The organism is Nitrosomonas communis (assembly GCF_900114745.1).
Classification (GTDB): Bacteria; Pseudomonadota; Gammaproteobacteria; order Burkholderiales; family Nitrosomonadaceae; genus Nitrosomonas; species Nitrosomonas communis_A.
This window is the reverse complement of the sequence record NZ_FOUB01000026.1, coordinates 1-21,738: the sequence shown is the minus strand read 5'-3', so window position 1 is coordinate 21,738 and position 21,738 is coordinate 1. Positions and strand designations below refer to the sequence as shown.

17 protein-coding genes and 1 pseudogene are annotated in these 21,738 nt (G+C 44.6%); 11 read left to right on the top strand and 7 right to left on the bottom strand.

Annotation, left to right across the window (positions count from 1 at the left end):
• Nucleotides 1–10 precede the first annotated feature (10 nt).
• From greB to BM122_RS10795, 3 genes are all read left to right on the top strand, one after another.
• Nucleotides 11–604, top strand: coding sequence for a transcription elongation factor GreB (gene greB / locus BM122_RS10805; protein WP_074905569.1), 594 nt, complete (start codon nucleotides 11–13; stop codon nucleotides 602–604).
• A gap of 566 nt (nucleotides 605–1,170) precedes the next feature.
• A complete protein-coding gene (locus BM122_RS10800; RefSeq protein WP_256212005.1) occupies nucleotides 1,171–3,102 on the top strand; it encodes a GGDEF domain-containing response regulator in 1,932 nt (643 codons plus the stop codon).
• Between the two features lie 181 nt (nucleotides 3,103–3,283).
• On the top strand, nucleotides 3,284–3,607 hold the full coding sequence (locus tag BM122_RS10795; protein ID WP_074905568.1) for an ATP synthase subunit I: 324 nt from the start codon (nucleotides 3,284–3,286) through the stop codon (nucleotides 3,605–3,607).
• A gap of 195 nt (nucleotides 3,608–3,802) precedes the next feature.
• Here BM122_RS10795 and BM122_RS10790 read toward each other — a convergent pair whose 3' ends face one another.
• Nucleotides 3,803–4,246 carry a DUF2147 domain-containing protein gene (locus BM122_RS10790; protein WP_083398450.1) on the bottom strand — a complete coding sequence of 148 codons (444 nt, stop codon included), beginning with the start codon at nucleotides 4,244–4,246 and terminating at the stop codon, nucleotides 3,803–3,805.
• A gap of 264 nt (nucleotides 4,247–4,510) precedes the next feature.
• Here BM122_RS10790 and BM122_RS10785 point away from each other — a divergent pair, with 264 nt between their 5' ends.
• Entirely contained in the window at nucleotides 4,511–5,662 is a 1,152-nt protein-coding gene (locus BM122_RS10785; RefSeq protein ID WP_074905566.1) for a S1C family serine protease, read from the top strand.
• A 12-nt stretch (nucleotides 5,663–5,674) separates the two neighbouring features.
• On the opposite strand, the gene BM122_RS10780 is transcribed toward BM122_RS10785, so the two are convergent.
• The 4 genes from BM122_RS10780 to BM122_RS10765 form a co-directional block, all read right to left on the bottom strand.
• A complete protein-coding gene (locus BM122_RS10780) occupies nucleotides 5,675–6,610 on the bottom strand; it encodes a zinc metalloprotease HtpX (RefSeq protein ID WP_074905565.1) in 936 nt (311 codons plus the stop codon).
• 542 nt (nucleotides 6,611–7,152) lie between these two features.
• A complete protein-coding gene (locus BM122_RS10775) occupies nucleotides 7,153–8,571 on the bottom strand; it encodes a TRAFs-binding domain-containing protein (RefSeq protein ID WP_074905564.1) in 1,419 nt (472 codons plus the stop codon).
• Between the two features lie 304 nt (nucleotides 8,572–8,875).
• Entirely contained in the window at nucleotides 8,876–9,610 is a 735-nt protein-coding gene (locus BM122_RS10770) for a pYEATS domain-containing protein (protein ID WP_074905563.1), read from the bottom strand.
• Nucleotides 9,607–10,296, bottom strand: coding sequence for a hypothetical protein (locus BM122_RS10765; protein WP_074905562.1), 690 nt, complete (start codon nucleotides 10,294–10,296; stop codon nucleotides 9,607–9,609). The genes BM122_RS10770 and BM122_RS10765 overlap by 4 nt, the downstream gene beginning before the upstream one ends.
• A gap of 621 nt (nucleotides 10,297–10,917) precedes the next feature.
• Here BM122_RS10765 and BM122_RS10760 point away from each other — a divergent pair.
• The 4 genes from BM122_RS10760 (at nucleotide 10,918) to BM122_RS10745 (ending at nucleotide 13,782) form a co-directional block, all read left to right on the top strand.
• The gene (locus tag BM122_RS10760; RefSeq protein ID WP_074905561.1) at nucleotides 10,918–11,778 is read left to right on the top strand and encodes a DUF4231 domain-containing protein; all 861 of its coding nucleotides are present in this window, start codon (nucleotides 10,918–10,920) and stop codon (nucleotides 11,776–11,778) included.
• Nucleotides 11,779–12,276: 498 nt separating this feature from the next.
• Nucleotides 12,277–12,744 carry a hypothetical protein gene (locus BM122_RS10755; protein ID WP_256212004.1) on the top strand — a complete coding sequence of 156 codons (468 nt, stop codon included), beginning with the start codon at nucleotides 12,277–12,279 and terminating at the stop codon, nucleotides 12,742–12,744.
• Between the two features lie 14 nt (nucleotides 12,745–12,758).
• The gene (locus tag BM122_RS10750) at nucleotides 12,759–13,226 is read left to right on the top strand and encodes a hypothetical protein (RefSeq protein WP_256212003.1); all 468 of its coding nucleotides are present in this window, start codon (nucleotides 12,759–12,761) and stop codon (nucleotides 13,224–13,226) included.
• 43 nt (nucleotides 13,227–13,269) lie between these two features.
• Complete coding sequence (locus tag BM122_RS10745) at nucleotides 13,270–13,782, top strand: aspartate carbamoyltransferase (protein WP_074905560.1); 513 nt, start codon at nucleotides 13,270–13,272, stop codon at nucleotides 13,780–13,782.
• Between the two features lie 379 nt (nucleotides 13,783–14,161).
• On the opposite strand, the gene BM122_RS10740 is transcribed toward BM122_RS10745, so the two are convergent.
• Complete coding sequence (locus tag BM122_RS10740; protein ID WP_083398449.1) at nucleotides 14,162–17,689, bottom strand: nSTAND1 domain-containing NTPase; 3,528 nt, start codon at nucleotides 17,687–17,689, stop codon at nucleotides 14,162–14,164.
• Between the two features lie 3 nt (nucleotides 17,690–17,692).
• On the bottom strand, nucleotides 17,693–19,063 hold the full coding sequence (locus tag BM122_RS10735) for a toll/interleukin-1 receptor domain-containing protein (protein WP_074905558.1): 1,371 nt from the start codon (nucleotides 19,061–19,063) through the stop codon (nucleotides 17,693–17,695).
• Between the two features lie 406 nt (nucleotides 19,064–19,469).
• On the opposite strand from BM122_RS10735, the gene BM122_RS10730 reads away from it, so the two are divergent.
• The 3 genes and pseudogenes from BM122_RS10730 to BM122_RS10720 all read left to right on the top strand — a co-directional run.
• Nucleotides 19,470–19,721: a YezD family protein gene (locus BM122_RS10730; RefSeq protein ID WP_256212002.1), complete on the top strand. Its 252-nt coding sequence runs from the start codon at nucleotides 19,470–19,472 to the stop codon at nucleotides 19,719–19,721.
• Between the two features lie 130 nt (nucleotides 19,722–19,851).
• Nucleotides 19,852–21,435, top strand: a complete 1,584-nt coding sequence (locus BM122_RS10725) for an alginate export family protein (RefSeq protein ID WP_074905557.1) — start codon at nucleotides 19,852–19,854, stop codon at nucleotides 21,433–21,435.
• A 43-nt stretch (nucleotides 21,436–21,478) separates the two neighbouring features.
• Nucleotides 21,479–21,738, top strand: a pseudogene (locus BM122_RS10720) (substrate-binding domain-containing protein); the annotation flags it as partial.

Genomic DNA, 21,738 nt, shown 5'->3' with positions numbered 1-21,738 from the left:
CAGTACTTACATGAGCAAAGCATTTGTAAAAGAAACAGATACAGCTGACGAGCTTGATGAAGAAGCATTTCTTTCGCCAGTTCCCCCGGGTAGCAAGAACTATATTACTCCAGGTGGTTATGCTCGCCTGAAAGAAGAATATTTATGGCTGCTCAATAAAGAACGACCCGATGTGACTGCAATGGTTGCATGGGCCGCTGGCAATGGGGATCGCTCCGAAAATGGCGATTATATCTACGGCAAGAAGCGTCTGCGTGAAATAGACAAGCGGCTACGCTTTCTATCCAAGCGGCTGGATATAGCTGAAATCATCGATCCGACAGCACCACGTGAAGATCCCTCACGCATCTTTTTTGGTGCCACCGTTTGTTACGCTGATCAAAACGGCCATGAAAAAACTGTTTCTATCGTCGGGATAGATGAAATCGATCCCTTGAGCGGCTATATCAGCTGGATTTCTCCTGCAGCACGCGCACTGATTTCTGCGCGCGAAGGTGATACTGTCACCCTGCTCACGCCTGCCGGCACCGAAAAACTCGATATCCTGTCAGTCAAGTATCAACCAATATTTATCCCGCCTTTTAAACCTGTTACCTCAAAATAACCATCTTTCGAACTATGTTTTCCCTACCCGGGCTTCTTGTGCTACTTATGTTTTAATTCAAAAATTATTCTATTTCTAAATCAAAACTAACTTTTTTGGCTTCACTTTGTCGTATTATTTATATTGTCTGCGGCTCGCCTTCACGTCATTTTTGATTTGGAAATGGAATTACATGCCAATTGAATCATAATTTATTGAAATTCATTATAAAATTGAGACTGGCTTAATTTGGCTTATTTAAATTTATCATCAAAATAATTAAATGAAGTCTAATTAGCCATCGAATCATCGATTTGAGAATTATTTATCTTTGTATACTTAAATTAGATAATGATTTGTATAATTAAATATATTACAGTCATATTACTAACCAAATTGCATGAGGTTATTTTGATATATATCATAATTCCATGAAATATTTACAATATCTTCCTTAGTAATATCAAGATTCATCAAGAGGTTACAGATAATTTGCTTGATGATTAAGCTCATGTTACTACTATTCGAGCAATCACCACTCGGCCAAAAAATCTTGATTTCACCGTAACAGTTATATAAGGAATTAAATGAATCACGCTATGAGAATAGCTGATAGCGATCAGTTAAAATTTAGCTCATCACTTCTCAGTTCCAAGGGAACCGCACAGGCAGTATTAGAAGCTTGCCAGCAAAAAGATGCGACAAACAATGAAATTGCCAGGCTCATTCAAACTGATTCAGTGCTCTGCAGCTACCTTATTCATTTAGTTAATGTATCAAATCAGGCTACCCATGTGGTGACTTCCTTATCAGAGGCTGTTTCTCTTGTTGGTATACCCGTTATCAAGCAATTGACAATAGGATTTTCACTGATAGATCAATTTCGAAGTGGTTCCACTAATGGGTTTGATTATCAAGAATTTTGGTCACATTCGTTGCTGATGGCACTTGCTATGCAGGAGTTAGGTAAGACAACTCTAATTTGCGCACAAGATGAGCTATTTGCTTGTGGTTTAATGGCACGTATCGGGTGTATAGCATTGGCTACCATTTATCCAAATGAATATGCTGCATTAATCAAGCAAAAACAAAACTCGAGTATTTCTATCGCTACACTTGAGCAGCAGTATTTGCAGACGGATCACAACGAGTTAACCGCAACCATGTTGATTGATTTTGGCCTTCCTAAGATTTTAGTAGAAGCGATTTATTATCATGAAGTACCCGCAGAGTCGGGTTTTTCTGAAGGTTCTTATCCGTTTCAACTCGTGAACCTGATACATTTGGCTAAACAAATCGCTGATTTTGGGCTAGCTTCGGAATCAGAACGTGCTGTACGAATTTCTGAGCTTATGTTACTCGGTGGAAAAATTGGTCTTGACACAGAATCATTTGGCAATCTTATAGACCAAATTACTCAGGAATGGCACGCTTGTGGAAGAATACTTCAGATAAAAACCGTAAATCTTCCATCTTTTCATAATATGGTCAGCACTTCTCTACCCTGCCTGGAAATGACAACGAGCGACACTCCTTGGAGGGTACTTTTAGTTGAGGATGATCCATTCGGCCTTGAAAGTGCTGAAGAGGTGTTGTCCGACACGCTCGGTTACACCGTATTCTCAGCCACTAATGGCAAACAGGCATTATCTCTTGCTATGGATATAATGCCCCATGTTATCGTAACAGACTGGGCTATGCCAGTCATGGACGGTCTGGCACTAACTCGAGCCTTACGCGCAACAGCTTGGGGTCAAAATATCTACATCATCATGCTTACGGGCTACGAAGATGATAAGAAAATTGTAGAGGCTTTTGAAGCAGGAGTTAATGATTATGTGACAAAACCGGTCAATGTGCCAGCCTTTCGTGCCAGATTACATGCTGCCTGGCATTATAGAAGACTACAAGAAGCTTGGGAACGTGACCAGCTTCATCTCAAACGTTTTGCCGCTGAATTAGCTGTCACTAACCATAAGCTCAAACATGATGCATTAACCGACATGCTTACAGGCATACCTAATCGTCGTGCTGGCATGAAAGCATTAACTGGAGCCTGGAATAGCGCTAACCGTTCTGGTCAATCCATCGCAGTCATGCTAATCGACATTGATCATTTCAAAAAAATCAATGATACCTATGGTCATGCCATCGGTGATAAGGTACTCAAAGAAGTGGCTACTTCCATCCGAAACATTACCCGTAAGGGAGAAATTTTTTGCCGTATAGGGGGAGAAGAGTTTTTGATGATTTGTCCGAATGGCTGCACCGATGCGAAATCTGCTTTTCCTCTTGCAGAAAGACTACGTCAGCATGTGAAAATGCAAGAGATCAATATTGATGAAACCCGTATTCAGATTTCCATCAGTATCGGCATTGCCTTAAAAGATGCAGCGATGAAAAGTGACGAACAGCTGGTAAAAGCAGCAGATAGAGCCCTGTATGCTGCTAAAAATGCCGGAAGAGACAGAGTTTACTTAGCCATTGAAAATAAACTGATTAGCTCTAATTTTTGCTGAAGGATTTTTACTTTATTTCCAAATCAAAACTGATTTTGTCGGCTTCACCTTGCCGTATTATTTATACTGTCTGCGGTTCGCCTTAGCGTCAGTTTTTATTTGGAAATTGAATTAGAGTGCTCATCCGTTGTATCCCTGTTCCCCTCAATTATATTGGCATATTTTCATAAGCCAATACGGCATGATAAATCTGATTCTGACATTAATGATTGCATTTGCTGCAGGCGTAACACTTGGATTATCATCCTTGCTAGCGCTGAGGCATTCTCTACAAACATTATCACGTCACTCTTATCCTGTTCTGTGGATAGTAGCAAACACGGGACTTCGCCTAGTGCTAGTAACGGTGATACTATTTGCCATCATGCAATTTGGCGAGTGGCGTCATCTGTTGGCTTCGGTTGTCGGCTTTGCCCTAGCACGGTGGTTGATAACTCGGCGTTTATCACAATTGAACAATCTAATTTTCAATAGGGAAAGAAGTGAAACTGCGGAAAAAAGCTAATACTCGAAAAACTCCTTGAGAAAGCCGCCTTGATACGTGTCATTCCATTTTTAAATCAAACTGACTTTGTAGCTTTCCCTTACTGTATTATTTGTACTGTCTGCAGCTCACCTTCGCGTCAAGTTTGATGTGGGAATGAAATAAATTTGCAACGTCTAATCAACTCTACTGCCTGATAGGAATTGAATAATAATCTTAATCTTTAGCCGATAAATGACAAGGTGGATGCATACTTTCTGTTGTGCGGGTCAGTCTTTTGGTCTTGCCAATCATCGGAATACCAATATAAGCACGTAGATTTATGGTATTTTCATCTGCCAGACGTAAATTAGCACTGTAATATTTATCTTCATCCGCTTTGTAAAGGGTACCTCCTACCCATTCAGTAGGATCACCCTTCTTTGATCGCATATTCCACAATACTTTAGTGCCACATAGTGCCGGATTTTCTGCGCTTTCTTTAGGGCTAAGCCAGGCAATGTGACCGCACAAGCTCTCATTATTGCAATACTCCAATCGCACGGCAACGTCCTTTTTTTTGCTTAACCACAAACCCGTCACCTCCTTATTGCTGTCAGCATAAAGTACTGCTGGGAATGTCAAGATGACAAATAATGAGATTATAATCGAATATGGCATGGCGTACTGTCTATAAAGTCTATTTTAAAAAGTAAAACTACCTAGCAAAATCAGACATCGCCAGATAGGAACCAGTTCTTCATTCGCTCAATATACCAAAAAATGGAAAGCCATGTCATAGACTTATAGTTAATCGTTTAACCATAGTTTTTTGAATTTTTGCAGGACTATTTTCACTGTTCAGCTGTAAGCTTTCTTACTAGAATGTAGTGTCCTAGATCTTATCTCAGTCATAAACAATTTTCATTACAAAGAGAAATCATTATGCTCCCCACCCCCCCTCGCCCTCCAGGTTATGATCCCTTTGTGCGCCGACTGACAGCGTTGACGCTGGCTATTATTACCTTGATGCTGCTATGGTGGTCGTTACCCATGATCGAGTCACTTTTCACACCTGAATATAGTAGTGTCCGCACGGTGACTGCGCGCGGCGATCTTGCCACAGACGAACGTGCGACTATTGAGCTTTTCGAAAAATCTCGTGACTCGGTGGTATTTATCTCAACATCCAGGCTAGTTCAAGATATCTGGACACGCAATGTTTTTGCCATTCCTAGAGGCACAGGCTCGGGCTTTATGTGGGATGATGCTGGTCATGTCGTTACTAATTTCCATGTGATCGAGGGAGCCAGTGAAGCAACGATTAAGCTGGCTGATGGGCGTGATTATAAAGCTGCGCTAGTAGGTGTGAGTCCAGCACATGATATAGCTGTCTTAAGAATCGGTATAGGTTTTAAACGCCCTCCTCCTGTTCCAATTGGCACGAGTCATGATTTAAAAGTGGGACAAAAAGTCTTTGCCATTGGCAATCCTTTTGGGCTCGACTGGACACTGACCACTGGTATTATCTCTGCACTGGACCGCTCGCTCCCTAGCGAAAGCGGTACTACTTCCATTCAACATTTAATTCAGACCGATGCAGCTATCAACCCTGGTAATTCGGGCGGACCTCTGCTGGATTCCGCGGGGCGCCTGATTGGCATTAACACAGCAATATATAGTCCAAGTGGAGCATCTGTTGGTATCGGCTTCGCCGTACCGGTCGACACTGTGATGCGCGTGGTACCCCAAATCATTGCCAAGGGTAAATATATACGCCCGACTCTGGGCATTGAAGTCGATGAACGCCTCAACGCTCGCATTACAGCCATGCTGGATATTGAGGGGGTAGTCGTGTTCCGTGTAAAACCTGATTCAGCGGCTGATAAAGCGGGCTTGAAAGGCGCAACCTTAACGCCAGATGGCGGCATCATTCCAAAGGATGTGATCGTAGCCATTCAAGGTAAGCAGGTAGATTCTGTTTCTAAGCTGCTAGCAATGATAGATGATTTCAACGTGGGCGATATAGTGCAGCTGACCATCATGCACGATGGGCAGACAAAAGAGATCGACGTCATTCTCCAGCCAGGCGTGTAAATTTTGCACAGGCTAGCGCCAGAAACCACCAAAATACCAGCGCGGCGAAGAACGCACCGGCTCATGCGATGTATAGGAAATGGGCTGAGCAGGCCACTGAATATTGGAAGTAGCGCGAAGTGATAGTAAACGATTAATACGTTCTTCCGTCGCAGGATGTGTTCTGAGCCAGGAAGGTTGAGGATTGCCCCAGCCAGGAATCAATACGGCACGCCAAGACTGGCTGACTCGTTCGATCTTGGCAAGCGCCAATGCTAGTGCTTCGGGATCTTTGGTAAGTTCGCTCGCCTTTAGATCAGCGTTAAATTCCCGCACACGCGAAAGCCCCAGTTGCAACAGTAAAACCAGATGAGGGGAGAAAAGCAGCAGAAGCAGCACAGCCCAGTTGATGGTCGCGTAACCAAGCAGAATAGAAGGTAGCGCCAAAAATAATAGTATCTGGCCAACCAGTGCCAGCATGCTTGTCAAACGACTAATATAATCTGCTAACCCCATCACTAAAAGATCACCATTTGCGACGTGAGCAGTTTCATGAGCCAGCACAGCAGCAAGCTCACGTGTCGACAAATAACGCAACAAACCATCAGTAAGCGCGATAGCAGCCTGCTCCCGGCTACCGACAGTGAATGCATTGACCATGGGGCTTGCTACATAGTATAGCGTTGGCACATTGTTCAATTCAGCACGTGCTGCGAGAAACGTCATTATTTGCCATAATTCTGGCGCTTCATGGCGTGCAATGGGACGGGCGCGGTAGAGCGCCAGTGTCAATCGCGAACCTAATGTAGGTTCTATCAGCACAATGACCACACTGATCAAAGCAATTAACCACAAACCATCTTCGCCAAATAATAACCAGCCAGCAAGAATAAAAATACCTAGCAGCAAACAAATCAGCAGGAAAGTTTGTAAGCGGTTAATCCAAGAATGTGCACGAATACTTAACATGATTTATCTCAATCGACATTTCCTGTTCAGGGTTTTTCCATTATCTTGAATAGTACGAGTCGTGATATGTCTGCAAGGTTCATTATTCATTACTAACAAAATATTACCATCGACCAATACGTAATCCTGCCAGTTGGTAACGTTAGTTATAGCAGATTTCCCCAGATTCTCTAATATCTTCTTAGGGCAATTCATGGCGGCTGAAAATAGATTGGTTTTATGCCTCAAAGTAATCAATATTACTGATTTATGAAATTGCAGTACTTTTCATGTATTCCACAACAAAAAGAAAAAAGCTGAAATAGGCTTGTTCAGCTTAATTAAAGGAAATAATATGGAATACGGAAACTCACTAATTCCATTTTCAAATCAAAAATGACGCGAAGGCGAGCTGCAGATAGTATAAATAATACGGCAAGGTGAAGCCGACAAAGTCGGTTTTGATTTAGCAATGGAATAAGATGTTGCAAGAGCAGCGATGCTATATGGGCAGCCAATGTGCCATGTTTTCAGAAATCAAAGTCAATTTCCACAAGTGTACTCTAACCAAATAAACTGATCACTTTTTCTAGCTCGACCGTATCTTCATTCCGCTCTTTTCTGAAATTGAGGATTTTATTCAGATTGTCCCTTGTTGTGCCAAACATCCAGCTTTCGATTGCCATAGGTTTGGCCTCATAAAAAAATTCCTCAGCCTCGGAATATCTATTTTCGATCACCGCCAATTCGAGCAAGGTGGCATAGTCCCAGTAATCAGGTGTTTTTCGTTTCATCTTGGCACATACAGCATACTCTACCGCAGGCGCTAAACGCAGCGCTTTTTCCCTTTCTCCCAGCAGTTCCAGGCAAGTGACATAATTGACTCCTGGATAGGCATCACGCGGATCAGATTCAAATCCCTTTTCATAATACTTTAAGGCATTCTTCAAATGGAATTTAGCTTCATTGATATTGCCGGCTTTGTAGGCCCTTTCAAATTTATCTTTGTGGATTCTTCCCCAAATGCCATAGGATTCACTGCTCGCCTTCTCTTCCTGTTCCAGCTTTCTTAGAACCGATTCAGCTTCCTGTATCATCACTTCATCAACCGGTTTGGCTTTGCCACCGTTCCGGTTGAGAACAAAAGCATATTGCTCCTGCACCATCACGGTTTCAAACACATAACGGGGCAATTGCTTAATAAAGTCATGCATTTCATTGAATGCCTCGATGTTCCGATAGGAAATCATGATATCGATCAATACGGCTGTTTCCATGTTTTCAAGCGGCTTATATTTATCAGCCACCCGATTAATAGCCTCAATTCGTAACGATTTAATCTTGCCCGGATCACTATTCTTTAAATTACGGGCATAGGCTAATTCCTTTTTAATCTCTTCATCGTATTTGACTCTATCCCTGAAGATATCCGTCTTTTCATGGGCCACTGCATTTTGGAAAGCAATGCCATTGATCATGTCATATAGCGGACTGTCGGTTGATCTGCTTTTCTTGGCATGCTGCAGGATATCCGCCAGCTTGTTTATGTCATTTTCTTTATCAGACAGATTAAAATCCTTGTCCACCTGGTACGGAAAGGTACGGTTAGAGCCAATGTCGAAAGGCAGCGGAAAATGAGAAGAAGCGATAATCGGAATCGTGGTAAACGGTTTAACCGCATAACGCATACCGAGCTCATAAAAGGCATTCGGATTCAAATTAGTCAGATCAGCGATGCAGAATTCACACAAAATGATTTTTTCGTACATCGTCTTGTGAATAGACCCGAAGCCCTTTTCTTCTCTTTCTATTAAGGGCTCCAGGTTCGCTTTAATAATGGCAGGTTTGATCAGATCATCGTAGATTTTATCGAAATCAATCTTTTGCACAGGATCATTCTGCCCCGCCAACTGTTTCAACTTCAAGTCATTGAGGTTTTCTTTCTTACCGAACGAAGTGATAACAAAGCAATAAGGATTCATGACGACACCTTTTAGATAAGCAACTGATTCAGCATAATGTTAATGAATATACCATCAGGTAAAAAATATCCGAAACCCTATTCCATTGCCAAATCAAAAATGACGCGAAGGCTAGCCGCAGACAGTATCCATCATACGGCAAGGTGAAGCCGACAATGTCAGTTTTGATTTAGAAATGGAATTATTTATTCCAGAACCCCAAAGAACTGAACTTATTGAGTTTAGAACTAGCAAATACCTCAAATTAGTGTTGCAACCCCATCAAAGCACATACCCTTCTGCAGTAAAAACCTAGCAACATAAACTAGAGATACTTCAATAATTTATGAGCTAAGTCACTGATATTGTTTAGGTTATCTATGCGGAAATATTGATATTCATTCAAACTGGCCGGCAGGTGGCTATCTTGCCCGACAAGGATCGGTATCAAAGGTTTGTTACTGTGTTTAGCAGATTCAATTTCCTGACTAAGCCATAGACTGGGGCGCCCAGATATCAGGAAGATGACGACATCTGCTTTGGCAATAAGGCTGTCGATGTAAGTCTGCAATGGGATACCGGCAGGAACATCCGTCGCATCCTTTATACACAGATTCAGCTTCTTCAAGGATTCACGTAGACGTCCTAATACTTCGGCATCAGCAGCTCCTCCTGAAATGAATATCATTTTTGGAGGAAGATGTTTTACAGTTACATCGACTTTGCCCATGTAGGAAGTTAACTCTGCACCTTTTTGCTCCGTGTTATCTTCAGAATCAATCTCTGACGTCAGTCGCAGATCATGGCTGAGTTGTTGATGCTTACCATCCTTGTATGCAATATCAATATAAATGGTAAATTCACCCCAACCATTGGACTCTAATCGAAATCCCCCTTTCCTTGTATGAATTTCTCTGACCGGGTTAGGAAATGTTGGATGTAAGGTATACGTTACGTGGTCTATCTGGTCCAGATCTGCCGTGGAACCGGTGATCCATACCGACCAATTCCACCGCCTTTCACCTGCATAAGTCGAGCTTTGTTCGATACGAATACTCATTTATTAGTACCTCCCGCCTTGAGTTGAATCATCATCCACTGTGAAGTGGCTGGTGATTGCCAGATTTTGCCTGGTTCTTCCACACGTATCTGGATAAGCTGATCTTCCCTCACCCCGTCAATATATATAAATGTGCCGCCAGTTTCGGGTACCGGAATGACTTCTTTCCAATCAGTAAATTTACCTTTTTGCCAGAGCCGATGCCGGCATGGAATCTCACCCTCTCCCAGCTTTGCTGCAATATCTTCAGGGGCGAGCTGTACCTTGATCGATCGACGAGCATCCTGCTGCCAGCCTGCCACTGTCTCTGCGAGTCTCAAAATGGCCTCCAGCGGATTTTCCCGCTGCAAGGGAATATATTCATGAGGCTGGAACATGCCGTCTATGGCCACACCTTCCTCAATTAGCGCGATAGCCGGTTTACCTTTTCCACGTGCCCATGCTAACTCGTCTTTGACCCATGTATGGGTAGTCCAGCCACCCGAAACAAGTTGATCACGTTTTGTAAGCAGCGCTATTAGTGCATCACTATCTTCAATGCGTTTTTGCACTACAGGTGTCAGCATCTCACCGCCAAGGTTTTCCCCTGTTTTGCTTTGCACGAATTGACTCGCAAGCAGCCGATCTATATAACTGACCAAAGGCTTGTCCACGTCCCTGAATGCAAATGCGAGAAATATGTTCATTCAGCCTCCTTGTCGTTTTTCCTATTTGCCATAGCAGATTTGAAAAAGGTGCCAACCAGCGGCTGTGTTCAAGCTATCCTCGGATTCAAAGCTGACTTCAAGCCTTTCTACCAGTTATTTCGCAACATAAGGGTAATTCCATTTCTAAATCAAAACTGACTTTGTCGGCTTCACCTTGCCGTATTATTTATACTGTGTGCGGCTCGCCTTCGCGTCATTTTTAATTTAGAAATGGAAAAACAAAACACGTTTCACCATCGATATCGACCTTGAGCAATTCCGGATCAATAATCGGGATGACATGTTCATCTTTGATGAAAGTAAGAAACTGGTTTCACAATCGCTCGATATTTTTCTCAAACATAGCCTAGCTCTAATGATAAGAATTGATGAAAAGGGAAGGTCTATTAGAATTATTCACAACTTTCTAGTACACTCTACTAAGCATACTCCCCACCTGCAAGTACTTTTAACAGCTAAATATTTTTTCACCTTGTAAGAAACCCAATTTTAAAACAGCTTTCCAATGAGTTGTAGTATTACAATTGAATAGCTAAAAATTACTTAGCTACGATAAGGATAAGTGCCTATCTGCAACCATTCGGAAGAAAGAGAGGTGTCATGATGTCCATCCTAGAATCCGTTGCTGACCGCCAGGCGGTCTGGTCAGAAACAGCGAATGCCCTAAAATCAGCTACAGATCGCGCACGTTATTCAACTTTTACCGCTTCATTCCTGGGCGCTTTATTTGCCGCATTCGCAGTCCAGCAAATTAACCCCAACATTGCCAATTACCTTGCTGTACTCAGTGCGGTCAGTCTTGCGTTTGTTACGTTTATCACTGCAAGATGGCTGAACAAAGATGTCCTCGACCGCCACTTGCGTGCACGCATCGCGTCGGAAGCATTAAAAAGAGAGGCTTTTCTCTACGCGACCCAGACTGGCTCATACCATGATCCTCAAACACGCGACAAAATTCTGCTGAATCAGAAAGGCGAGATTGAAAATAAGGTAAATGATCTGCTTCTTTTTGAGCGAATGGCCAAGGGTTTGGGAAATTGCCCCAGGCAAGACCTGAGCCTAAATGAATATATGGAATTGCGGATAGATAAGCAAATCAAGTATTACCGCGATCGATCGACGCGATATGACACCTACTCCCAACGATTACATACGCTGGAATGGATGCTTTCGCTTCTCGCTGCCATCATTGCTGCACTCGCCGCATCCCCTCTTCTCAATATTGATCTGGCAGCCATTACCGCTGTGCTAACCACGCTAGGTGGCGTCGTGGTATCGCATCTCGAAGCAACCCGCTTTGACAAGCTGATCCCGATCTACCGTGCAACAGCCAATCGGCTTGAAAACATTAAGCTAAAAATACAGATTGATAAAGCTACACCAACCGATTGGGTAAAAGAATGCGAAACAGTGCTGGCCGCAGAAAACGGTGCCTGGATGGGTTTATGGATAGAACCTTAGGTTCTGAAAATAGTGATGGGTGAGATATGTTGTCAAATATAGAGTCCATATTTGACCACTCATAATTGACAATCTATCTCAACGAGATACGAGATGAGTGTAATACTCAAGGAGTAAATAACGTGGGTTCGATATAAAGAAAGCTGTAAAAGAAACCTCAATTCCTTAAGTTCCTTAACCAAATGCAACATGAGAACCATGAGCGAAACCTTAGTTCTAAATATCTAGAATGAGGTATGTCTTCATAAATTATAGCAAAACCAGCTAGAAATGATTCAAAGAGTATTCTCATTGTCTCATCTAGCACAAAAGGGCATACGCCAAAGTACTGCGTAAACAACAAAACCAAACCGTTGAGATGCTCTTTTCAAATCCTATACATTCTGAATCATTCTTAACTGGTTACGCTATATATGTACTATGTTGTAAGTAAACGCGATCCACTACGGCGAGTTAATCAAGCATTAACTTGAAAGCTAAAATATGAGACTCAGGCTTTTGCTGATCACAATTGTACTTCTTGGTGGTTGCGCCACACACCATTACATTCCGCCTGAACTTCAATACGTTGCTCCGACTGATCAAGAAAACTCACTTGCCACACTGGTGGGTTTCAATGAAAAACGCTTGCTAATTGACGACTTGACGGCATTTGTTTTAGCTGTCGGTGGCAAGCGTGTGATATCAGGTCGACATGGCTGGAGCACACCTCTTGCATTACGGCCGGGTCTACGTGCCATCACAGCTGCTTTTCAGCGTTCTCCTCTCACTTCACAAGCCGATTTAAAATTAAAGGTGGTCGCTGGCGGTCAATATCAAATCCAGTTTTCTACCGATGCATTTTTCTTTCGGACGGGTTCCTATTGTGATTTCTGGATCATAGATATTGCTACACAAAAACCTGTAACTGGAATTGAGCGCGGAAATATCGTAAATAGCATTCGGTACTTCCCTACTATAGATTAATTCGATTAAATATTATGCTCAGACTCTTGCTCATTACAATAGTATTTTTAAGTGGTTGCGCCACACCTCCGCGTCCGATTCCACCCGAGCTTCAATACGTTGCTCCGGTTGATCAGGAAGGCTCGCTGGCGACACTGGTTGGCTCTCGAGAGGAAGGAATATATGAGGAACCCACAACGGTTTATGTTTTAACTGTTGACGGCAAACGTGTGATGTCTGGGCCGCACGGATGGCATACAGCTCTACCAATAGAGCCTGGACCACATACCATTGCAGTCGCCTTTCAGAGTGGGTCATTCCACACACAAGTAGATTTGCAAATGGAAGCTGTCGCTGGCGGCAAATACCAAATCAAATTTTCTACCGATGCGAAACCGTTTGGAACTATCACTTATTGTGATTTGTGGATTATAGACATTATTACGCAAAAACCTGTGTCTGGAATTGGGTGCGGAAATATAGAAAATCCCTACGAAAGATAATTGGTCTTGTCCCAATAATAAAACTCAGTAAAGGAAAAATTAAATGAATAAATTGTTTATTGCAACTTTCTTACTATCATCATTTATTGCAGCACCTGTTTGTGCCGCAGAAGCAGCGGAAGAAAAACGACTTGATGAAGTTGCAGAACGTGGTGCGCATGTCATGCCATTTGATCTAGAGAAAACTTTACATATTTTTACTAAGACGGAGAATGGAGGATTGCAACAAGTTGTGGTTAAAGACAAATCTGATACCGAGCAAATAAGGTTAATACAATCCCATTTGTCGAAAATTTCTGCTGAATTTAAGCGAAGAGATTTTTCAAATCCGGAGCAGATTCACGGCGAGAGCATGCCAGGCCTTGTTGAATTAAAAAAAGCTAAACCTGGGGAAATCGAGATTGAGTATTCTGAGCTTCCAAATGGCGCACAAATTGACTATTCTTCCAACTCACCCAAGTTGATCGATGCGATTCATCAATGGTTTGATGCTCAGCTAAGCGAGCATGCACGCCATGCAATTTCGGGAGAAAATCATCAATATACTCATCATTAGAAGTTATTTTAGATAATTAAAGAAACAAGTTAAGTAAGATGAAGGTGGCGGGGTTGGCGCAATGCTTAGCGTTACGACTCCATTTCGACGATACAGATCAAAATCAAGTTCAAGTTCAGTTACTGGCTTTTACTTTTTATCGACAGTTGTGAGTTCGCCTCGTCGATCAGCATAAATCCAGTTCTTTAACGTTCACGTGAGTTCGATATAAGAATAATGCCACCATAACTGGAAAAGTTTGAGGATGTCTGATATTAAGCGAGGATTTCTTCTCACGAATAGTGATGAAACTCTTTTCCAAAACTCCTCTTTATCATAAGGAATTCAAATTCCTTTTGCTGCTTTTCTTATCCCGAACTCACGTTAAATATGATCTTCTCTATTGAGATGTTCCATCTGATGAAATTTTATCTTCAGGAACTGGTAAGTCAGGGCATTGCTTCCGATATTTGATCTCGGGCGATATCCACTCATGCCATTCCGTTTGGCTCATATTGCGTGTCAGTTTATTGCAGAGTATTTCGCTCCAGGTTACCGTGGCTGGCCACAGACGTACCGTCTTATCAGCGCTGCCTGAGGCGATGCGCATCCCGTCAGGGCTGAACACGGCGCTTGATACCCACCCCAAGTGTCCGGGCATCGGATCGCCCATGGGCAGGCCATTGTTGACATCCCATAAGCGGAGCATCATATCGTGGCCGCCTGAAATAATACGGCGGCTATCAGGGCTGAAGGCGACGCTATTAACACGTGCTTCATGCCCTAGTAACGGCTCGCCGACAGGCTGACCGGTATAGGCATCCCATAGTCGCACTGTTTTGTCTTTACTGCCAGAGACAATATACTGCCCATCCGGACTATAGGCGGCATTAACCACGGGTCCTTTGTGTTCGCGCATAGGATCACCGACGGGTTGATGGCTGTTCACGTCCCATCGCTGCAAAGTATGATCATAGCTGGCAGAAACTATGAATGTACCATCGGGGCTGAAAGCGACACTTCTGACCATTTCCTCATGTCCTCGCATCGGTTGCCCGATTTGTTGGCCAGTCTGCGCATTCCAGACGCGCACCGTATTGTCTTTCCCTCCTGACGCAACTCGCATGCCATCAGGACTGATTGCGACAGTTTCAACGCCGTCTTCATGACCATACCATGGATGACCCATTTGCTTTCCGTTAACTGCATCCCACAGCCGCAGCGTTTTATCGCTGGCAGCCGAAACAATGCGTGCGCCATCGGGCGTGAACACGGCGCCATTAAGCGTTCCTTCATGTCCTTTCATCGGTTCGCCAATCGGCTGGCCCGTGCTGGCATCCCACAAACGCAATGTTTTATCGTCACTCGCCGAGAGAATACGGTTGCCATCCGGGCTAAAAGCCACACTCGTTACCATATCTTCGTGCCCCTGCAACGGCACATCGATCAATTGAATATTGCTTGCGTCCCATAGCCGCAGCGTTGCATCGCGACTGACCGATGCAATTCGTTTTCCGTCGGGGGAGAACGCAACGCTGACTACCGTACTTTCGTGTCCACGCATGGGCTCACCAATAAGTTGGCCGGTACGGGTATTCCACAGTCGCAAGGTCTTATCTTCGCTGCCCGAAACCAATCGTGCGCCATCAGGTGAAAAAGCAACACTGGTAATGGCGCCAATATGCCCACTTAATACCTGTATCAGCTTTTTCGTCTGAACATCCCATAGCCGCAGCGTTTTATCGTCGCCACCCCACACCACCAGACTACCGTCAGGAAAAAAGGCAGCGCTGCGCATGGCATCATCATGCCCAAGCAACGATTCACTCATTGATTCGCCAGTCTGAAGATTCCACAGCCGGAACATGCTCTTACTTAACGTGATCAACTGGTTACCATCAAGGGAAAAAGCGATACTGTAGATGGGTTCATTGCTTGGCAACCCATCCAACTTATTACCGATGGGTTGCCCGGTTTCAATATCCCATAAACGCAGCGTTCCATCAGTATTACCTGTTGCCAGCCGTTTGCCATCAGGGGAAAAGGCGATACTGATCACACCTTTCTCACTGATAGCCATCGGTTCATCAAGTAATTGACCCGTCTGAACATCCCACCCTCTTAATACCCCATTATCGCCAGCAGAAAGCAAACGCATTCCATCTGGACTGAATGCAATCGCACTAACCGAAGTGCCTGTATTCCAGATCTTCCGGGTATTGGATTTTCTGTTCAATGTCGTGATGAGTGCCGCATCCACTTTTTTGTTGCCCGAGGCGATTTGTTTTGCCGCAAGCAACTGCAGCAGGGCACGCTCATCCCCGCCTGGGCGAGTGCCGTTGGAGATATCCAGGCTTTCAGACACCAAACGCAAGCTGACTGCTTCGCGTTGTGCCAGCTTTCTCTCTTTTTTTTCAAAATTGGCATGATACAGCCCGTAGCCTGCCACTCCGGCCAAAATAATGACCGTAAATAGAGCGCCTTGCAGTTGTCGCGCCTGCTTGCGTAATCGTGCAGCGTCTGCTAGCGCCCTTTCTGTGGCCCTGAGCCGTTCTGCTGCCAGCGCTTCTGCTGCAGCCTGTTTTTCCAGTGCAGTTTCGAGCGCCATCCGACGCCGCTGCGCATCCTCCTCAGCCCGAAGCCGCTGGAGTTCCGCCTGTCGTAGGCGTTCGTCACGAGCTTGACTCACCACACTGACCAGCCGGTCGTGAATCAACTCGACTCGATTGATGCCAGATTGTTGATCAATACGTAGCAGCCGGTGTTTATTTGCCAGCAGCGAAAGTTGCTCCCTTGTCAGAAATCCATCCTGCAACGCTTGCTCAACGGGATAGCTGCTGCGATAGCGATTACCTTGAATCAAATGGGTTTCGATGAATTCTGAAACAGCGGCTGGCATACCCGCCAGTGCCTGGTTGTAAAAATCCTGAAGAATATCCTGGCCAGCCTCGCGCAATAGTGCGATATCAATCTTCCCCTCTGGTGAGCGACGCTGATTAAGTTGATAACAGCACAAACTCAACAATACCGGCTCGATCACTGGCAGCAAGCCGCTTGTGGTGGAATCAAGATTTCCAACAAAATCAACCAGCGGTTCAGCCACACCCGGTGCCAGCACAGCCGCGCCCGCAGCCATGACCGCATCGATGGCCCGCTCACGGAACATGGGCAGTAACCGCAAGCGGTTGCGCAATAAAGAGGGGACTCGCCCCTGCCATCCTTCAATTTCCGGAAGAAAATCTTCACGAAAGGACAATACGATACGATAGCGTTGTGCCTGCAATGTCAACTCAGACAAAGCACGTCGACCGGCATCCCCAATGGTGAGCTCACTCGGAATCCGGTTTTCAATCAAATCGGCCAATGCATTCAGAGTATGCTCAATCTGATCAGGCGTTTTCTCTCCTTGAGAAAAAATTTCTTCGAACTGATCAAACACCAGTACCGGGATCAGTAGATAATTGTCTCGGCTCCAGATTTCGAGATCACGACGATGCAGATACTGCCATAAGCTTTCATCCTTTGCCGGCGCTGGATATTCTGCGCCTACTTCGGTCAGCGCGTCCTGCAATTTGTGCATCGTTTGTTCGAGTGGAGATAATAACGCCGATGGCGCAAAATCGAGCCGCAGATGAACAGGAAAGTAATGATCAGCCCGCAATAATGGATATAACCCTGCCTGTAATAAGGATGTCTTACCCAGGCCGGATTTGCCATAAAGAACGGTTAACGGTGCCAATCGAATCATGCGCAATAATTCGGCTGCCTCCTCTTTACGGCCAAAAAAGAAACTGCTCGCGTTTTCACTGTAAGCTGCCAACCCTGGCCACGGCGATTGCGTGGTAAGCATAATACCTGTCTTTGAATCACCGCTGTTAGAAGCAGATTTAGGAACGTTAGATGGCGAAGGTGTGTGTGGCGTATTCATCGCTTAAACGCTACGCTGTCGCTCAGCCCGGATGAGTTTCTTCAATAACGCATTCGTCTGTTCATCTGGAAGACCGGCTGGCGCATAACCAAAATGCAAGGAATCCTTCCATTGGCGCGGCACACGCTGATATTGTTCCGGATCGTAGGTTTGATCGACAATGATAGGAACGACAAAAGTTCTTCCTTGAATCGATTTGCTCCGGTCTAGCGCTTCATTCCATTCACGCCGAAAGAATTTTTCGTCCAGTTGATCAGCCGAACTGGAGATTACTGGCACGAAATAGCGGCACGTGCGAATGCCGTTCAGAATACATTCCCGAAACTCTTGCCCTGGTTCGATCACGGATTTATCGAACCAGATTTCATTATCTGCCACACCCAGCGACTTCAACGATTCAACCAGCTTAACGGCTGCAGGATAATCTGGCGCACGGCAATAGCTGATGAAAAACAGCGTATTGTGAGGAACAACCTCGGCTTGCGTAGGCGCTAACGCCGCTGTCTCGCCATAACGCGCCAGCCAGCGCTGATGCAATTCGGCGATAAATGCTGTCGGTGAAATATCAGACAGAACTTCTGTCCCCTCACTATAGCTTTTTAGAAAATAAATTAGCTCCTCTTCCGGCTTTAATGCTTCAATCATCCATTCGCGTTTTCTTTGCGTATCCGACAATCGTCGCAGGTTAGTAAGACGCAGAAAGAATCGGTTCAGCCAGCCAGGAAAATTGCAACCAATCAGCAGCAAATTACGTTGCTGCAATTCGGCAAAAAACTTGATCGGGACATGACTGCCGCGTGCAATGATGTTATGCACATATTCCAGAATGTCTTCATCGTGAATGGCGAACATGGGCGCAGGTCTTGATTTTCCGAACAAATAGAGCAAATACACCTCTCCCTGGCGAGATAGCCAGTCAGTGGGCAAGTCTGTACCTTCGCTCGTGGGCAAATAGGGAGAATGAACGATCTCATTGACTGCACATCGTGTCCTCAGGCTACGGGCGAGCAGATCGTCCGGAGTAAGGGTCACAAACAGCCGGAAATGGGTAATCGCGGCAATCTGTCTGACCGGCTCCGGAATGGCTGCTTCACTTTTTGGTGCCAGTTTCTCGATGGCATCGTGAATATCGCCATACAGGTCCTGAATGGGATGATCGCGCTTAAGACGCGTGACCACCTCATTCAATTCGCGAAATGACGGCAACGAATTACTCCCCGGATCGCTGTTATAAAATTCCAAAAGTTGATGCGCCACCTGCGCCTGAAAGGAATCGTTGCTGCCTTGCGCAACCAGGGTTTGAGCACCGAGCACGGGTACCACTAATCCGTCTTCGATCGATTTAAGCAAACGGTCCCAGCTTCTTTCGTTCATTGCGTGTTTACCGTTTTTCTATATGACAATTGGAGTGGATGTTATGAGATCAGCAATTAGGCTAAAGTCTACCATACTGCCCAATCAACCTTTCAATACCACGAGTATAAACACCTCACTTCTTCCGTTTATTTAATCAGTAGCGCTAATGTGCCGTACCACTCGGCATGGTCTTGAATTTATAAAAACGAAAGCGAGCAACTCATTAACAATCTCATAGCTGCCACCCGACCAAACCGGCAAAAACGCGGTATTTCTCAATGGTTCATTGATCTTCCCAAGCAAGAATTTTACAACTCACTTGTAATGATTTTATGCCTCCTTTTTCTGCATGCTTAGCAGCCCATCAGTTTTTGCGGTCGACATATACAAAAAAATGATAAACAAATGAAATAATATTATTTCTATGCATAAAGAATGGCTGGTAAAGTGCGTAGCCATAGAACCAATACACTCTCTCAACGCAATGATACATAACACGGCACCACAAAGCAGCCAATCGATCCCCCAAGATATCAAGCAGGAGATCCTGCGAGCTATTGCCCGTATTCAATTTGGCTCAGTTGAGATCATCATTCACGATGGTCAGGTCATGCAAATCGAGTGTCGTGAGAAAATTCGCGTCCGTCACGCTGACGCTATTCAAAAAATCAAATAACGCATTACCCATTTTATTTAATTATGTTTGCTCAGAAACTTAACATCGCCTCGACCAGAAGACTGGAGAAAGAAAAAAATAAACAGCAATGGCTTGACCGGATGACCGGAAAGACATTGGGGAGAGATGAATGAAATATTCCTGGCGAATCATTTTGCTTTTTACAGCAAACACTTTGCCTCTTGCCTCGATTCAAGCAAATGGAAGCGCTGTATTGCTTGAAAATTCTCAAGTAGTACAGCAACCCATGTTGCAAGTAGCACAAGCAACTGGAGGTGATACCTATAAGTGGGCGATCAAACCTAAGGAACAACCTGCAACCGCAAAACCAGAAACATCCCAAAAGACCACCTATTTTCAGCGTGCGCGCAGCTATGCTACGACACCTGAATCTGATCCCCCTCGCTATGTGCGTAATATGGCCAAGACTGAATATCCCCTATTCAAGGATCTCCACTGGCTGGATTTTGGGGTAGATCATCGTACACGGTTTGAGTTGCGTGATGGCGATATCCGGCGCAACAATCTTTTAACCGATTATCCCTTCCTGCTGCGTACCCGCGCGTACGTGGGAATTAAAAATATTCTCGATCCGTTTCGTATGGCAGTCGAATTTCAAGATTCGCGAGGTTATAACAGCGAGTTTCCCCGAGATAACCGTGACTGGAATCCATATGAGTTGATTCAAACCTATGGTGAACTGTATTTTAAGGATGCGCTGGGAAAAGATGATCTGGGAAATAACCGCCCAATCCGAATTCGTGGCGGCCGCATGGCTTGGGAGGCCGTAGACCGGCGTTTGCTCGGTAACAACCAATGGCGCAATACCACCAATAATTTTGAAGGTTTTCGCGTGACCTTCGGGCAAGAAGCCAATGATTGGGAATTCGATGCCTGGGGCGTGCAGCCAGTCATTCGTGACATTGATGATTTTGATGGACGCAATAAAAGCCAATGGTTTTACGGTGCAATTGGACATTGGCGCAAGTGGTCTGAAGTCATCACAATCCAACCTTATTTCATGGGCCTCAAGCAGGATCACAGAGAGGGACGTCAACCAGAGCGCGATATCTATTCACCCGCCATCCGTGCTTATGGAGTGCTGCCAAAGACCAACATCGATTTTGATCTGCATACCATCTATCAGTTTGGCCGCGATAATGGCTTGAAAAAATCAGCCTGGTCTTATCTGCTTGAGTTTGGCTACACCTTCAAGCATGACTGGAAACCCAGGCTCAGCGCCTTTTATGGTTTTGTCAGCGGTGACCGTGATCCTAATGACAATGTCGACAATCGTTTTGAACGCTTCTTTGGATTTGCCCGTCCCTGGTCACCTGATGACTACATCGTCATGGAAAACATTAAAGCGCCCAAAGTGGTATTTGAGTTTTCACCCCATAAGGATGTGTCCATCGACGGCGGTTATAGCTGGTTCTGGCTAGCCAGTGACACTGATCGATTTAATAATCTGTTAAACATTTCAACCCCTAACCCATTCAATCGCGATGCAACCGGCCAAAGCGGAGACTTTATTGGACAATCGATCAATGCACGCGTCAATTACAAATTAACACCGCTGGTCGATACTACTATCGGATATTCGCATTTTATGAATGGGGAATTTACCAAAAACCGGCAAATGGCAGCTTTAGGAGAATCCAGAAACAGCTCAAATTTTTTCTACGTGGAAGTCTCCATCCGAGCATTTAAATAAACATGTTCAAATAACTCAAACTTTATACATTAAAGGAAAAAACATGAAAGCAACTAAATGGTTAAAGATCACCCTGTTTGCAGCAAGCTTACTAATTGGCAGTAGCGCATTTGCAGACAAAGCGCTACTGAATGTTTCCTACGATCCGACACGCGAGCTGTATCAGGAATTCAATCCCGCCTTCAGTAAATACTGGCAGGCACAGAGCGGCGAGAAGGTGACTATCAAGCAATCACATGGAGGATCCGGCAAACAAGCACGCTCTGTCATTGATGGGTTGGATGCTGATGTGGTCACGCTCGC

What these genes read in the sequence shown, in the direction of transcription:
- greB (WP_074905569.1), top strand. Translation starts at nt 11, where the DNA reads ATGAGCAAAGCATTTGTAAAAGAAACAGATACAGCTGACGAGCTTGAT.
- BM122_RS10800 (WP_256212005.1), top strand. Translation starts at nt 1,171, where the DNA reads ATGAATCACGCTATGAGAATAGCTGATAGCGATCAGTTAAAATTTAGC.
- BM122_RS10795 (WP_074905568.1), top strand. Translation starts at nt 3,284, where the DNA reads ATGATAAATCTGATTCTGACATTAATGATTGCATTTGCTGCAGGCGTA.
- BM122_RS10790 (WP_083398450.1), bottom strand. Translation starts at nt 4,246, where the DNA reads ATGCCATATTCGATTATAATCTCATTATTTGTCATCTTGACATTCCCA.
- BM122_RS10785 (WP_074905566.1), top strand. Translation starts at nt 4,511, where the DNA reads ATGCTCCCCACCCCCCCTCGCCCTCCAGGTTATGATCCCTTTGTGCGC.
- BM122_RS10780 (WP_074905565.1), bottom strand. Translation starts at nt 6,610, where the DNA reads ATGTTAAGTATTCGTGCACATTCTTGGATTAACCGCTTACAAACTTTC.
- BM122_RS10775 (WP_074905564.1), bottom strand. Translation starts at nt 8,571, where the DNA reads ATGAATCCTTATTGCTTTGTTATCACTTCGTTCGGTAAGAAAGAAAAC.
- BM122_RS10770 (WP_074905563.1), bottom strand. Translation starts at nt 9,610, where the DNA reads ATGAGTATTCGTATCGAACAAAGCTCGACTTATGCAGGTGAAAGGCGG.
- BM122_RS10765 (WP_074905562.1), bottom strand. Translation starts at nt 10,296, where the DNA reads ATGAACATATTTCTCGCATTTGCATTCAGGGACGTGGACAAGCCTTTG.
- BM122_RS10760 (WP_074905561.1), top strand. Translation starts at nt 10,918, where the DNA reads ATGATGTCCATCCTAGAATCCGTTGCTGACCGCCAGGCGGTCTGGTCA.
- BM122_RS10750 (WP_256212003.1), top strand. Translation starts at nt 12,759, where the DNA reads ATGCTCAGACTCTTGCTCATTACAATAGTATTTTTAAGTGGTTGCGCC.
- BM122_RS10745 (WP_074905560.1), top strand. Translation starts at nt 13,270, where the DNA reads ATGAATAAATTGTTTATTGCAACTTTCTTACTATCATCATTTATTGCA.
- BM122_RS10740 (WP_083398449.1), bottom strand. Translation starts at nt 17,689, where the DNA reads ATGAATACGCCACACACACCTTCGCCATCTAACGTTCCTAAATCTGCT.
- BM122_RS10735 (WP_074905558.1), bottom strand. Translation starts at nt 19,063, where the DNA reads ATGAACGAAAGAAGCTGGGACCGTTTGCTTAAATCGATCGAAGACGGA.
- BM122_RS10730 (WP_256212002.1), top strand. Translation starts at nt 19,470, where the DNA reads ATGCATAAAGAATGGCTGGTAAAGTGCGTAGCCATAGAACCAATACAC.
- BM122_RS10725 (WP_074905557.1), top strand. Translation starts at nt 19,852, where the DNA reads ATGAAATATTCCTGGCGAATCATTTTGCTTTTTACAGCAAACACTTTG.